This window comes from Pseudomonas sp. TAA207, assembly GCF_001529285.1.
Classification (GTDB): Bacteria; Pseudomonadota; Gammaproteobacteria; order Pseudomonadales; family Pseudomonadaceae; genus Aquipseudomonas; species Aquipseudomonas weihenstephanensis.
On the sequence record NZ_LLWJ01000063.1, the window covers coordinates 177,521 to 192,079 of the forward strand.

At 57.7% G+C, this 14,559-nt stretch carries 12 protein-coding genes; all 12 read right to left on the reverse strand.

Going from position 1 to position 14,559, the window contains the following annotated elements:
* Positions 1-104: 104 nt before the first annotated feature.
* Positions 105-1,580 carry a sigma-54 dependent transcriptional regulator gene (locus AP059_RS09850; protein WP_059763036.1) on the reverse strand — a complete coding sequence of 492 codons (1,476 nt, stop codon included), beginning with the start codon at positions 1,578-1,580 and terminating at the stop codon, positions 105-107.
* 178 nt (positions 1,581-1,758) lie between these two features.
* A complete protein-coding gene (locus AP059_RS09855; protein WP_059763037.1) occupies positions 1,759-2,052 on the reverse strand; it encodes a hypothetical protein in 294 nt (97 codons plus the stop codon).
* A gap of 27 nt (positions 2,053-2,079) precedes the next feature.
* Entirely contained in the window at positions 2,080-2,469 is a 390-nt protein-coding gene (gene fliS, locus AP059_RS09860) for a flagellar export chaperone FliS (RefSeq protein WP_059763038.1), read from the reverse strand.
* A gap of 138 nt (positions 2,470-2,607) precedes the next feature.
* Positions 2,608-3,969 (reverse strand): flagellar filament capping protein FliD, encoded by a 1,362-nt coding sequence (gene fliD / locus AP059_RS09865; protein WP_048366231.1) that lies wholly within the window; start codon positions 3,967-3,969, stop codon positions 2,608-2,610.
* 82 nt (positions 3,970-4,051) lie between these two features.
* Positions 4,052-4,396 carry a flagellar protein FlaG gene (locus AP059_RS09870; RefSeq protein WP_048366230.1) on the reverse strand — a complete coding sequence of 115 codons (345 nt, stop codon included), beginning with the start codon at positions 4,394-4,396 and terminating at the stop codon, positions 4,052-4,054.
* A 71-nt stretch (positions 4,397-4,467) separates the two neighbouring features.
* Positions 4,468-6,213 carry a flagellin N-terminal helical domain-containing protein gene (locus AP059_RS09875; RefSeq protein WP_059763039.1) on the reverse strand — a complete coding sequence of 582 codons (1,746 nt, stop codon included), beginning with the start codon at positions 6,211-6,213 and terminating at the stop codon, positions 4,468-4,470.
* Positions 6,214-6,446: 233 nt separating this feature from the next.
* Positions 6,447-7,373: a ketoacyl-ACP synthase III gene (locus AP059_RS09880; protein ID WP_048366228.1), complete on the reverse strand. Its 927-nt coding sequence runs from the start codon at positions 7,371-7,373 to the stop codon at positions 6,447-6,449.
* A 363-nt stretch (positions 7,374-7,736) separates the two neighbouring features.
* Positions 7,737-9,314, reverse strand: a complete 1,578-nt coding sequence (locus AP059_RS09885) for a flagellar hook-associated protein 3 (protein WP_059763040.1) — start codon at positions 9,312-9,314, stop codon at positions 7,737-7,739.
* Positions 9,315-9,328: 14 nt separating this feature from the next.
* Positions 9,329-11,374 carry a flagellar hook-associated protein FlgK gene (gene flgK / locus AP059_RS09890; RefSeq protein ID WP_059763041.1) on the reverse strand — a complete coding sequence of 682 codons (2,046 nt, stop codon included), beginning with the start codon at positions 11,372-11,374 and terminating at the stop codon, positions 9,329-9,331.
* A 10-nt stretch (positions 11,375-11,384) separates the two neighbouring features.
* Positions 11,385-12,653 carry a flagellar assembly peptidoglycan hydrolase FlgJ gene (flgJ, locus tag AP059_RS09895; RefSeq protein WP_059763042.1) on the reverse strand — a complete coding sequence of 423 codons (1,269 nt, stop codon included), beginning with the start codon at positions 12,651-12,653 and terminating at the stop codon, positions 11,385-11,387.
* Between the two features lie 10 nt (positions 12,654-12,663).
* Complete coding sequence (locus AP059_RS09900; protein ID WP_048366224.1) at positions 12,664-13,773, reverse strand: flagellar basal body P-ring protein FlgI; 1,110 nt, start codon at positions 13,771-13,773, stop codon at positions 12,664-12,666.
* 44 nt (positions 13,774-13,817) lie between these two features.
* Entirely contained in the window at positions 13,818-14,513 is a 696-nt protein-coding gene (flgH, locus tag AP059_RS09905; RefSeq protein ID WP_048366223.1) for a flagellar basal body L-ring protein FlgH, read from the reverse strand.
* Between the last annotated feature and the right edge of the window lie 46 nt (positions 14,514-14,559).

Below are 14,559 nucleotides of genomic sequence, written 5' to 3' on the forward strand. Positions count from 1 at the left end.
GTTCTCGCGTGGCTGACCGTCATTAAACGGTTCGTTAGCAGAGACTTAGCAATACCCGTGCCTAAAAAAAATCACTTTAAAATCAGTAGGTTAAAAAACAGGCGTCAATCCTCCGCCTGTTCTTCCCCTTCGCGACGGCTCATGCCGTACTTGCGCATCTTTTCTACCAGCGTGGTGCGGCGGATACGCAGGCGCTCTGCGGCACGCGCCACAATGCCATTGGCGTCGTCCAGCGCCTGCTGAATCAGGCCCTGCTCCAGACCACCGAGGTAGTCTTTGAGGTCCAGACCTTCAGGCGGCAGCATGGCGGTGGCGGAGAAATCCGGCGTCGCGTTATTAATGGCCACGCGCTCTTCCATGTCACTGCGCAAGCTGTCGACCAACTGCTCGTCTTCGTCATCGACGTAACGAAACTTCTTCGGCAGCTCAGCCACGCCGATCACCCCGTACGGGTGCATGATCGCCATGCGCTCCACCAGGTTGGCCAACTCACGCACGTTGCCCGGCCAGCCGTGACGGCACAGCGACATGATGGCGGCAGAGTTGAAGCGGATAGAGCCACGCTTTTCGTGCTCCATGCGCGAAATCAGCTCGTTCATCAGCAGCGGAATGTCTTCGACACGCTCGCGCAACGGGGCCATTTCAATCGGGAACACATTGAGGCGGTAGTACAAGTCTTCGCGGAAGGCGCCGACTTCAATCATGCTTTCGAGGTTTTTGTGGGTGGCGGCAATGATGCGCACGTCAGCGCATTGGGTTTTGTTGCTGCCCACACGCTCAAAGGTGCGTTCCTGCAACACCCGCAGCAGCTTGACCTGCATCGGTAGCGGCATGTCGCCGATTTCGTCGAGGAACAGCGTACCGCCATTGGCCAGCTCAAAACGCCCGGCACGGCTGGTGATAGCCCCGGTGAAGGCGCCCTTTTCGTGACCGAACAGTTCGCTTTCGAGCAGTTCTGCCGGAATCGCCCCACAGTTAACAGGCACAAAGGGCGCATCGCGGCGCTTGGAATGGTAATGCAGGTTGCGCGCGACCACTTCTTTGCCCGTACCGGACTCGCCCAGGATCAACACACTGGCGTCAGTGTCAGCCACTTGCTGCATCATTTGGCGCACATGCTGAATCGCGCGGCTGGTGCCGACCAGGCTGCGGAACAGATTGGGTTCACGATGACGACCGCGCTCGCGGGCCTGGTCGTACATCTCGCGATAGACCTGGGCACGGTGCAGCGAATCAAGCAATTTGCTGTAGCTGGGGGGCATTTCGAGGCTGGATAACACACGACGGCGCTGGTCTTCCGGCAGGTCTGCCGAAGAAATATCGCCCAAAAGCAGAACGGGAAGGAACTCATCCCACGTGGCCAGGGTCTTAAGCAAGCTCGAGGTACCGCCAGCACTGCTCACGTCACCGACAAGCACGCAGAGGACTTCGCGGCTGGAGGCCAAGGAACCGACCGCCTGCTGCCAATCGTTGCTCGCGCTGGCTAAATTTTCTTCGCCCAGAAAATTTAAAATCACCGCTAAATCGCGGCGGCGGACGCTATCGTCATCGATCAGCAGAATCTTGGTTTCACGCCACATGCAATAGCAACTTCCCTAGTCAACTCAATGCCCTAATGGTGGGGCAAGCTAGACGCCTTGACCCGTTTGGATATCTAAGACGACTGAAATCAGAAAACAGCACTAGTTAAGTCAAAAAACTGTACGCAGTCAATTTTATGGCGCTGCAAAACGCACTTAACCACAAAATTTTTAGGTCTTAACCAAACAGATGGTAAACCTTTGAAGCATTTTTTGCTTGGTTGATCTGTGCCATCTGGTCCACCACGAGCTGGCGTTCCCCGGTGGCAGCCTCCAGCAACATGCGATACACCACCAACAAGCCCTCAAGATTTTCGCGCAGCGTGGCTTCGTCGACCGGCTTTTCGGCCAGCACATTCTCAACGCAATCCCGACAGGCGGTATCCAGTTCGCCGATAGCGTCCCAGTTGCGCTCCGCCAGCGCATCGATCAGCGCTTCACGGGTTTCTTGAATTCGTTGCAATTGGCTCATGGCGCAATCCTCAGGGCGGCGGGCAGCTTATTGCGGCGCGATCGCATCCCAACCACTTTTTACGGTGATCAGCAGGCGGGCGACTTCGTCGATCAGTTCCGGGTCGTTTGCCGCATTGGCCTGGGTCAAGCGTACGGTCATGTACTCGTACAAGCTGTCCAGTTGCTGCAGCGCGTCCTTGTCCTCGGCTTTCTCTTCATCCAAGGCCTGACGCAGACCGATAATGATGTCGATGGCCTTGGTGATCAGCAAAGCTTTTTGCGGCAGGTCGTTGCGACTCAGCGCGCCTTTGGCTTGTGCCATGCGATCAAGCGCCCCCTCCATCAGCATCTGAATCAGACGATGCGGGCTGGCTTCGGAGATCTGGGCGTGGGAATTAACCTTCTGATACTGACGAAGGGCTCTCATCGGGTTCATGTTTTAACCTCGTAACAGGGGGCAGCCAAAAATAGGTGAGTCTTGATAGGTATGTCGACTGCATCAGCAAAAACTTTAAGAACAACACCCCTGGCTGACCTGATAAGGGTCAGCCTGACCGTGAAGGCTTACCCGTTATCAGCTGGATTTGGGGTTATTGAGCGCATTCAAGGTGGTCATGATGCTGGAGCTGCCGGCGTTGATCTTGGCAATCATGGTGTCCATCGCCGTGTACTTGGCGCTCAAGGCTGTTTGCATGCTGTCCATGCGACGATCCAGATCCAATTTTTGCTTGGTCAAATCGGTCAACTTGGTGTTGATGTCGTTGCTGCGCGTGGCCAGCAGGCCCGTCGAGCCAACGTAAGACTCTGTACTCTTATTCATCCGCGAAATCAGGCCGTCTTTACCCAAAAACACCTTGGACACATCGCCAGAGTTCTTCTCCATTGCCTTGTTCCAGGCCTTGTCCTCCAGGCTCAGCAAACCTGTTTTCTGGTCTGTGGTAATGCCCATTTGCGACAAAGCCATGACATTGAACGAACCGCTGCCCTGCACCAACTCACCGCGCATGCTGTTGACCAATTGACGCATGGAGGCATCACCGGTCAAGGCACCTGCGGTGGTGGTCGACGCATCGCCTGTGGCCGTGACTTTGGTCTGCGCGTTAATCGTGGTCATCAACGCGTTGTAGGCCGAGACAAACGACTGCACCGAGGTTTTCAGGGTGTCGTTGTTCACGCCCACGTTAATGGTGATCGGGTCTTTGTCGACGCGATTAAGCTCAAGCGTCACACCACTGATCGCTGCGGTGACCTTGTTGCTCTTGGACTCCATTTCGAAGCCATCAATCTTGAACTTGGCATTCTGCGGCGGATCACCGGTGGTAAAGCCTTTGGCCAACTCTGACTCACCGCTCAGGGTGATGTCCGAACCTTCGCCAGTGTCGGTCGAGGTAATGACCAGGCGCGCACCTTTGGCATCACTCAACACGTTGGCGCTGATGCCTTTGGATTCCAGCTGCGTGTTAATGGCCTCACGCGCTTCCTGCATGGTCGCCCCGGCCGGGATCGACACGTTGTAATCCTTGCCCGACTGGGAAATGGTCAACGTGGTCGCCGAATCGCTCGGGTTGACCTTGGCCGAACTGCCGCCTGCAAACACCGCAGAGCTGACTTTGGCTGCCGTGGCCAGCTGCGTGACTTCCAGCTGGTATTTACCGGTCGACGCCGCGTCATCAATGGTGACCTTGGCGGTTTTTTCTTCAGACGAGGTACCGGTCAAACCACTGAAACTGGTCGCGGTATTGAGCTTGGTCAGCGCAGCACGGTAGGTTTCCAGCGCGACTTTTACCGTCCCCACAGCCGACAGCTGCGTGGTGGCCGTGGTTTGCTGCTTGAGGATTTGCGAGTCTTTGGGTGCGCGTTCCGCCGCCACCAGCGCTTTCACAATACCTTGAGTGTCAAAGCCCGACCCAATGCCGGTAATCGTTGAACTAGCCATCTGTTTTCTCCTTTTCCGCTGGCTGCCGCTTTATTGGCGCACAACGCCGAGTCCGCAGACAGCTTCACAATTCATGCCACCTTCAGGCATTGGTACGAAACAACAGACTGTTAGCGTCTGTCAGGCTCTGCGCCAGTTTCAATGCCGTTTCAGAAGGGAGCTGGCGAATCACCTCACCACTATCGGTGGCGATCACCTTGACCACAACCACGCCCGTGGTGTCATCAATCGAAAAATCCAGCTTGCGCTGAGTAGACTGTACGAATTCGCGTATATCGTTGACGGCCTTTTCAAGCTCTGCGCGCTCAGGTTGTTTACCTGGCTCGGCGTCAACGTCAGCCTTGGGGGGTGCAACGTGCGCAGGCGTCGGGTTGGACTGCCCTGCTGTGGCCGGATAGGCCGCATTCAGCTTGATGCTCATGTCCATGTCATCACCTCAACACTGAAAAAACGAAAGGGCACGTAAACGCGCCCTTCCGTTATCAACCAAGCGCTAGATTACTGAAGCAGCTTCAGTACAGCGGATGGCAGTTGGTTAGCCTGGGACAGGATTGCAGTCGAAGCCTGTTGCAGGGTTTGTTGCTTGGTCAGTTCAGCGGCTTCGGAAGCGAAGTCAGCATCTTGAACACGGCTACGGGCAGCCGTCGAGTTCTCGCTGATGCTTTGCAGGTTAGCCACGGTGCTGGTGAAACGGTTTTGTACAGCACCCAACTGCGAACGCTGAGTGTCGATCTGCTGAATCGCGCCGTCCAGAGCCTGGATGGTTTGCTGAGCAGATTCGGACTTCAAGATGCTCAGATCAGCAACCGAGGTGTCCATTTTCACAGCGGTAGTCGGTGCAGCAGCAGCAGCAGTCAGGCCCAGAGTGGCCAAGCCTTTGCCCGAGCTACCATCAGCAATGGTGATGTCTTTGGTGGAGAACAGCTTCAGGCTGTTGTCCGACTTATCAACGCTGGCAGTCACACCGGTGCTTGCGCTGTTGATGGACGACACGATGTCAGCCATGGTCGAGCCAGCGGTGAACTTGACTTCAGTACCGTTCAGGTTGATAGAGGTGTCCGAAGCCAGCTTGGCTTCAGTGGTACCCGCCGACAGACCCAACTTAGCCAGTGCGCCAGCGCCGCCTTCAGCAACTGGACCTGTACCGTTACCCAACTTGACAGCTTTACCGTCAGTCGACGTCAGTTCCAGACGGCCTTCGGACGATACAGCGGCGGTCACGCCGAACTTGCTAGCCGTGTTTGCCGTGTTGATTTTGCCCGCGATAGCGGCCAAGTCTTCGCCCGCTGCGAATTTGACGTTGGTGCCGTTGATGTTGATCGATGCAGCAGCGTCCAGCTTGCCAGTCACGGCAGGAGTAGCAATCGTTGTTACGCCGCCCGAAGCCGTTGCAGCACCAAATACAGTGTTACTACCGGTGATATCAATGGCGGAAGCAGAAGTCAGCGTCAGCGTGGTACCTGCTTTAGCAGCAGTTACGCCGGTGATGCCTGCACCTTGAATGGCCAGCAGTGCGGCGTCGATGTCGTCACCGACTTTAACGGTTACATCTTTACCATTGATCTGGAAGGTCTGGTCAGTACCAGTTGGAGCCGCGTAAGTAGCACCGGTCTGAACAAAGTTGCTGGTGGTCATAACTGCTGGCTTGGCGCCTGGCAGTTCGATCGCTTTAGCCGTCACAGAGGCCGACAGCTGAGTGGTGTCACCCTTGACGCTGGCTTCGCTGTAAGTACCTTTCAGGCCCGAGGCGCTGATGTCGGTCATGCCGAACGAGATAGTCTGGTTAGCGTCAGAACCGATCTGGAAGCCAACGTTCTGGAACGAACCGTCCAGCAGGTTACGACCACCGAAAGTAGTGGTTTGAGCGATACGGGTCAGCTCACCGGTTTTGGCTGTGAATTCTTGTTGCAGGGATGCACGGTCAGCGTCGCTTTTGTCACCGTTAGCGGACTGCAGAGCCAGTTCACGCAGACGTTGCAGAATGTTGGTCGACTCTTGCATTGCGCCTTCAGCAGTCTGAGCAATCGAGGTGCCATTGTTGGCGTTCGCGATAGCAACATTCATGCCTTTAACCTGGGAGGTCAGACGGTTGGCGATCTGCATGCCGGCAGCGTCGTCTTTGGCGCTGTTGATTTTCAGGCCGGAGGACAGACGGTTCATCGAGGTGCTCAAGGCATCGCCGGCTTTGTTCAGGTTCTTCTGAACGCTCAACGAAGTGATGTTGGTGTTTACTGACATGGACATGACGAATTCCTCGTGGATTGAGTACTGCGGCTTCCGGCCCTGGCAACCGCCGGGTGTGGCCTAGAGAACCTTCGTAATAGTTATCGTCGTGAAAGCAAGTTGCTTGAGGGCTTTTTTGAAATTTTTTACTGGCCGGGTGCCATCCCTTGCATTTCAGGGGTTTACACCACCCCGCAGAATGCAAAACGCCCATGGCTTTAGGCCACGGGCGTTTGAGGATTGCGTGAAAAAGCTTACGGGCGATGGATGATCGCCGAACCCCACGACAGGCCCACACCGAAGCCGCTGAGTGCCACGCGCTTCCAAGTGGTGTCCAGTGCGTGTTTTTCGAGCAGCAATGGAATGCTCGACGACACGGTATTGCCGGTCTCGACCATGTCTTTGATGAACTTCTCAGGCTCGCCTTCAAAACGGCGCGCCACCGCGTCAACAATCGCTGCACTGCCCTGGTGAATGCAGAACGCGTCGATGTCTTCGGCTTTAAGGTCAGATTCGTCAATCAACTCGTGCAGGTGCGCAGGGACTTTGAGCAGCGCGAAGTTGAACACTTGACGGCCGTTCATGAAGAACACCCCGTCGCTGACTTTCAAGTGCGGCGCACCCGAACCGTCGGTGCCGAACTTGGCTTTGCCCAACTGCCACAGCGCGTCTTCACCCATCCAGGTGGCCGTGGCGGCGTCACCAAACAACATGGTGGTGTTACGGTCTTCAGGGTCGACGATTTTGGAGTACGGATCAGCCGTGATCAGCAGGCCGTTTTTCAGGCCCGTGGCCTCCATGAAGCCTTTCATCGCGTAGAGGCCGTAAACGTAGCCCGAGCACCCCAGCGAAATATCGAACGCAGCCACGTGGGTCGGCAGGCCGAGTTTGTCTTGCACGATGGCCGAGGTATGAGGCAAGCCTTCTTCATCACCGTTTTGGGTGATGACGATCAGCGCGTCGATGGATTCGCGCTTGAGCTGCGGGTTGTTGGCGAACAGCGCGTTGACTGCTTCGACACACAGATCCGAGGTTTCCTGGTCAGCATCTTTGCGCGGCAGGAATGCCGAACCAATCTTGCCCAGAATAAATTCTTCGTCCTTGGAGAACTTCGCGCCTTGGGCGTAGTTGTCTACGCCGTTTGCCGGCACGTAACTGGCGATGCTTTTAATGCCAATCATTGTGGCTTCCCAATACTCAATAGCTGGAGATCACCCGCTCAAGAACGAGGGGCGTTGACAATAAAAGGGCTTCGTCGCGCAAAAAAGCGGCGAAAGTGGATGCCTGAAAATACCCAAAACAGCCTGTAAAAGGCCCGGCATCCGCCCGTATGTTGCACACGATACAGTGAAGATGCGCGTTATGACCCATAGGTCACTCTATTTTGTGTGGTTTATACAAAACGTTTCAAGCCGACTTTCAGATAAGCGAGCACAAAGCTGCGCCACAGCCTTGGGCAGGCGCTGAAAAACAGAGGGGGTGGTTGCGAGCTAAGCCCTGCGCCAGTCCACCCGAAGGTGTCTGGCGCAGGGTTAAGCGCGGGATCAGATTTTGTTGAACAGGCTCAACTGGGAGATTTTCACGAACGCCAGCTGCGAGGCTTCGAGCATGGCCTTTTGGAAGGCCAGGTCAATAGAGGCGCCCGCCATGTCCGTGTTGCCGATGGCCGCCGTGGTGGAGTCGTTGGCCAGGCGCATGCTTTCGTTTTCGTTGGTCTGTACATCCACCGCTTTCAATCGCGCACCGATTGAACCGCGTGCGTTATCCACACCGGCCATGGCGTTTTTAAGGTTGCCCACCGACGCGTTGATAATGTCCGTCTGCTTTTGCTTGGCGGCCGGGTTTTCATCCGTTGGCGTAGCCAATGCCTGGCGCAGCTGACTGATGGTGTCCAGCGCACTCTGGCTCTGGTGGTTATTGCCCTTGACCACAAACTGGTCGCCCGCCTCGCGCGCGCCGGTGAAGTCAAATTTGACCCCCATCGCGGTGATCGAATCGCCGGTCATGGTGCCCTTGGCAATCGACTTGCTGTTGGCCGTCACTGGCTGGGCATAAATTTCGTACTCGGTGTCGCTGGTGAACTTGATCACTGCGCCACTGGCCGGGAAGCTGTCGCCATAAGCCTTGGCGTCATCCACGGTACTGCTGGTGATTTGCGACGTGGACTTATTGCCAGGGCTGCGCGCTGCGCTGAACGAGTCCGGCTTGGCTTCCAGGGTAAAGATGTGCCCCTTGACCGCATCGTCCTGATCCGCTGGTGCGATGTCCTTGAGGTTCAGGTTGATGTCAAACTGCACACCGCGCAGGCTGATGCTGTGCGCCCCTTCCTTGGTGGCATCGAAAGTACCGGTGCCGGGCACTTCAGAAGTCACGTCTTTGCCGGTCCGGTCGCGCAGGATGTACTGCGTGCTGCTGGTGAACTCAAGTTCGTACGGCTGACCGTCAGCAAAACTCTTGTTAAACACCGGGCTTGAGGTGATCAAACCCGCCGATACCGAAACCGTGCCATCAGCGGCCAGGGGCGGCTTGGTGGTGAGTTCGGCCTGGGTACGACCGGTGTTGGTCGCGCCTTCGAAGATACTTTTTGCGGTGTCACTGCCCGCAATGGTCAGCGTGTCAGACACTTTGAGGTTCAGTTGCGTGTCATCGCCCTGATAAGTGTAAGTGCCGTCATTGTTACGCGCATACGGCGGGGTGTCGGTCTTGGAACCGGAGAACATGTAGTCGCCGTTGGCGTCTTTGCTGTTGAGCAGGCTGAACACTTGCTCTTCGATGTTGCCCAGCTCGTTGGCAATCGAGGTGCGATCCGCATCACTGACCACGCCACCGCCTGCCTGCAATGCCAGCTCGTAGGCTTTCTGCATGGCGTTGTCGATGCTGGTCAACACTGATTCCTGGTTGGCCAGTGACGATTTGATACCGTTCATGTTGGTGGTGTACTGCGCCAACATGTCTTTTTGCTGCTGCAATTGCAGCAAACGCGCAGCACCCACCGGGTCATCCGCGGCCGATTGAATGCGCACGCCGGAGTCGATCTGGGTTTGGGTCTTGATCACCGAAGCGAAGTTGTTCTGGTATTTGGACGCACTGGTCTCAAAGAACTGGGCAGTAGAAATACGCATCGTCGGCGACTCCCTTAAAGGCTGTTGATCAGCACGCTGAAAGTTTCTTGCGCCGCTTTGATAATTTGCGACGAAGCCGTGTAGTACTGCTGAAACTTGACCAGGTTGGACGCTTCTTCGTCCAGGTTGACCTGAGACACCGAGCTGCGGCTGGCAGCCGCATAAGACAACGCCGCGTTGGTGGCCGTGCCATCAACCGCCGCTTGACTGGCCTTGCCGCCGACCTTGGACACCAATTGGCTGTACGAGGTGGCCATGCTCACGCCACCGCCGCCGCTGTTTACGCCCACGGTCGGTTTGGTCTGCAAATCCAGCAGCTTGTTGGCGTTGGTGTTGTCCGACTTGCCGTCTTTGTTGAACTTGATGTCGAACGTGTCGCCCTTGCCCGGCGAACCGCTGATGGTGGTATTGAAATCGACGGTTTTCTTCGAGCCGTCCGGGTTCAACACCGGCTGACCGGTGGCGTCCAGCACGGGCACGTTGATCGTGACCTTGTTGTCCTGCCCCGGCACCACGGTGCCCTTGCCGATTTCGTCGCCCTGCTCATTCAGCACGCGATAACCCTGCACACCGTTGACCGCTTCGTCGAAGGCAATGCGCACCGGCATGGCGCCTTCGATTTCACTTTGCGCCAGGCCCAGGCCCGCGCCGCCATAGATGTTGAGGGCTTGCGTCAGGTCCAGGCCATTGACCACGCCCGTGCCGCTGTTTGAGCCGCCCTTGCTCGCCACCAACGGCCCGGCAAACGCCAATTTGCTGGAGTCGCTCATCTGCACGCCGATGTTGGTCGCGCCGCTGCGGGTGGGGCTGACTTTGAAGCTGTCGCCCTTGTCCAGCGCGCCGCCGTTGAGGCTCATGGTGAAGCCGTCAATCTGGGGCGCAGGCTTCTGATCGAGCTTGAACGAACCCATGTCGGTGCCGTCGGAGCGCCGCACGCTGTAGTCATTGTTGCTGCTGAACGTCACCTGATAGTCGTAGGTGGTCAACGCGCCACTGTCGGTGATCGTGACATCCAGATTGCCCGAGCCAGCACTGTTGCCGGTGGCAGCCAGGCTGCGCTCGCTGATGGCTTTGGCACTGTTGATGTTGTTGAACAGCGAGGCGCCGAACTCGCCGTTGGCATCCAGGCCCTGCCCCAATTGCTTGTTGATGGCGTCTGCCACCACCAGAGCGGTGCGCCCCAGCTCATTGATCGCCGGTGCGAGCACCTCGTCACGGTAGCGAATCAGGCCGCCGATCTTGCCGCCGGACAACGCAGAGGTGACGTCCGAGTTAGAAGACGGGGTGTTGATCTGGATCGTAAATTGGCTTTTATCGGTTTTACCCGGCACCGCCGACAAGGTGTTGCTGGTATTGCCCAGCACCAGTGCCTGACCGGTGCCCAGGGTGATGTCGTACACGTTGTCGTGTTCTTGAACCGTCACACCGACCAGTTCATTGAGCGAGCGAACCGCCTCGTTGCGCGCATCCAGCAGGTCATTGGGGGTGTTACCCGACGTGGTCGCCTGGGCAATTTGCTTGTTCAGCGAGGCAATGGTGGCCGAGTGCTGGTTGACCATTGAGGTCAGGGTTTCAAGCTGGCTATTGACGCCTTCGTTTTGCTGATTGAGCTGGCTGGCAATCGAATTGAAACGGTTGCTCAAGGTTTTGGCGTTGCCCAGCAGCAAATCACGCGCGGACGCATCACCCGGCGCACCCGCCGAGGCTTGCAGCGAAGCGAAGAAGCTGCTCAGGGCCGCCGACACACCCGTGCTTTTATCCGACAGCAATTTGTCGATAGGGCCGATCTGATCGAGATAGGCTTGCGCGTCGCCGTTGAGCGAGGTGGTGGTTTGCAACTGGGCGTCGAGGTAGGCGTTGTACACGCGGCGTACGTCCGCCAGCGTGGTGCCGGTGCCAATAAACACACCGCCCGATTGCTGCGAACCCGCCGTGCCCTGCACGATTTGCTGGCGCGAGTAACCCGCCGCGTTCGCGTTGGCAATGTTGTTGCCGACCGTGGCCAATGCCCCTTGGCTGGCGTTCAGCCCCGACATCCCGATGTTGATCAAACTCGCCATGGTTCAAACCTTATAAATGCGTGAGAGAACCTGTCGAGGCATAGCTCTGGTAGGTCTTCATCTGTTTGGCTATTTGCGAAATCTTGCTGGCGTACGCCGGATCGGTTGCGTAACCGGCCTTTTGCAGCTCGCGTACAAATTGTTCTGGTTTATCGGCCGCGTTCAGCACTTCTTTATAACGATTGTTGCTCTGCAACAGCGTCACCAAATCGTGGAAGCTGTCTTGATACGAATCGTAGGAACGGAAGTCCGCCGTCTCCTTGACCATCTGCCCGCCTTTGAACTCACTGGTGATGGCGCGCGCCTGAGCGCCCTGCCAACTGCCCGTGGCCTTGATGCCGAACAGGTTATGACTGCTGGTGCCATCTTGTTGACGCATGACCGACTTGCCCCAACCGGTTTCCAGTGCAGCTTGTGCCACCAGGTACAGCGGATCGACACCAATGCGGTCGGCCGCTTGCTGCGCCATCGGCAACATGGTGGCCACGAAGGCGTCTGGCGACTCGAAGGCTTTTTTCGCCGGTGCCAACGGCGGCTGGGCCACGGCACGGCCGTAGACCTGCATCCGCCCTTGAGCACCCGCCGCACTGAGCATCGGCTGGCGACTGCCTTTAAGCACCGCGTCCATCGAGGCACTGGTGCGCCCCGGCACCGCATCGGTATTGAGCGTGGAGCGCGCCGGGTCGGCCGATGGCACGATGCCAGCCAGCAAGCGGTCCGTGAGCTTGGTCGGCAACGCCAGACGCCGCTGATTGAGCAGCGCCATGTCATTCTGATGCCCGCCCTGCGCGGTGCTCGGTGCCAGCGCCACACGCGAGGCCCACAGCGGTCGCTGACCGTTGGAGCGCACGAACGGGCTGTCTGCCGCAGTCACAGCGGCGGTCGGCGTGGCCGCTTTGGCCTCGGCCGTGAGCGCCGTGGCAGGCGGCGTATCGCCCGGCACGGCTGACTTGTTTTTCGACATTTGCCGCATCAATACGTCAGCCAGCCCAATGCCACCGCCCTGACGGGACAATGTCACCGACAGCTGCTGGTCGTACATTTCCTGATACTGCTTGGCGGCCGGGGTGTTGAGTGGATTGTCCTTACCCAGCACTTCGTTGGCGGAACGCATGGACTTGAGCATTTCGTTGAGGAACAACGACTCAAATTCCTGCGCAACCTTGCGCATATTGCCTTCGCTTTCGCGGTCGCCCACCTTCAAGTTATTCAGACGATTGAGGTCGGTATACGCGCCCGAATCGCTGCCACTGACCACACCACTCTTACGTATATCCATGACGCAGGCCTCAGATCACGATCAGGTCGGCTTGCAAGGCGCCGGCCTGTTTGAGTGCTTCAAGAATCGCCATCAAGTCACCTGGCGCTGCGCCCACCTGATTCACTGCACGCACGATTTCGTCCAGCGTGGTGCCCGGACCAAACTTGAACATCGGCTTGGCTTCTTGCTGAGCGTTAACCCGCGAACGCGGCACCACTGCCGTCTGGCCATTGGACAAAGGCCCCGGCTGGCTGACAATCGGGTCTTCGGTAATGGTCACGGTCAGGCTGCCGTGGGTCACGGCAGCAGGCGACACTTTGACGTTTTGCCCAATCACGATGGTGCCGGTGCGCGAATTGATGATGACCTTGGCCACCGCCTGCCCCGGATCGACTTCGAGGTTTTCCAGAATCGACAGGTAATCGACCCGCTGGCTTGGGTCCAGTGGCGCGGTGACACGCACCGAACCGCCGTCAATGGCTTGCGCCACGCCAGGGCCGAGCAGGTCGTTGATTTTGTCGACCACGCGCTTGGCGGTGGTGAAGTCCGAACGGTTAAGGTTCAGCGTGAGGCTGTTGCCCTGATTGAAGCCACTCGGCACCGCACGTTCAACCGAGGCACCACCGGGAATGCGACCGGCCGACGGCACGTTAACGGTGATCTTGGAGCCGTCGCGGCCTTCGGCATCAAAACCACCGACCACCAGGTTGCCCTGCGCAATGGCGTAGACGTTGCCATCAATGCCTTTCAACGGGGTCAGCAACAGCGTGCCGCCGCGCAGGCTTTTGGAGTTACCAATCGAGGACACGGTGATGTCCACCACCTGCCCCGGCTTGGCAAACGCAGGCAAATCGGCGCTGATCGACACCGCTGCCACGTTTTTCAACTGCACGTTGCCCGAGCCTGGCGGCACTTTGATGCCGAACTGCGAGAGCATGTTGTTGAACGTTTGCAGGGTGAACGGGGTTTGCGTGGTTTGGTCGCCCGTGCCGTTAAGCCCGACCACCAAGCCATAACCAATCAATTGGTTGGTCCGTACGCCCGAAATGCTGGCAATGTCTTTCAACCGCTCGGCGTGGGCGCCAAGGGTTGTGGACAGTAGCAGTACGGCTGCCAGCAGATGCTTGAGGTTGAACATGGTGGGGGCCATCACTTAAAGAGGTGCACTTAAAAAGGGTTCGCTTAGAACGGGAACAGCGGACTCAGGAAGAAACGGTCAAACCAGCCCGGTTGGCTCGCATCGGCAAACGAACCGGTGCCCGAGTAGGTGATGCGCGCATCTGCCACACGGGTCGAGGACACGGTGTTGTCGGTCGAAATATCGTCCGAGCGCACCAAACCGGCGATACGCACCAGTTCATCACCGGTGTTCAAGGTCATCCACTTCTCGCCGCGCACCGCGATGATGCCGTTGGGCAACACATCGGCCACCGTCACGGTCACCGAGCCGGTCAAACTGTTGCCCTGCCCGGCTTTACTGTCGCCTTTGCTGGCGCGGCTGCCGCTGTAACCGGCATTCAAGCTCAAATCACCACTGCCCAACGGGTTGTTGGTGGTCAGGCCGCTGCCGAACAACGACGTCAGGCCGATGCTGGTGTTGCTGTTCTTGCCGATCTGCGAGTTGGCGTTTTTGCTCGCCTGCGTCCTCTCATTCAGGGTGATGGTGATGATGTCACCCACCCGGAACGCCTTGCGGTCGCTGTACAGGTTCTGCTCAAAGCCTGCCTGATAGATCGAACCGTTATTGGCCGCCGCCGGCAACGGCGTGCGCGGCAACACCGGCGCGTAATACGGATCGTTGGCCCGTGGCGGCGGGCTGACACAACCCGCCAATACGGTGATACCGCCCAGTACCAGAACAGAAAACAAGCGTTTCATGACCTCTCCCGCAGTTGCAGACGACCCTGGGGCCGCCTTGTCGACG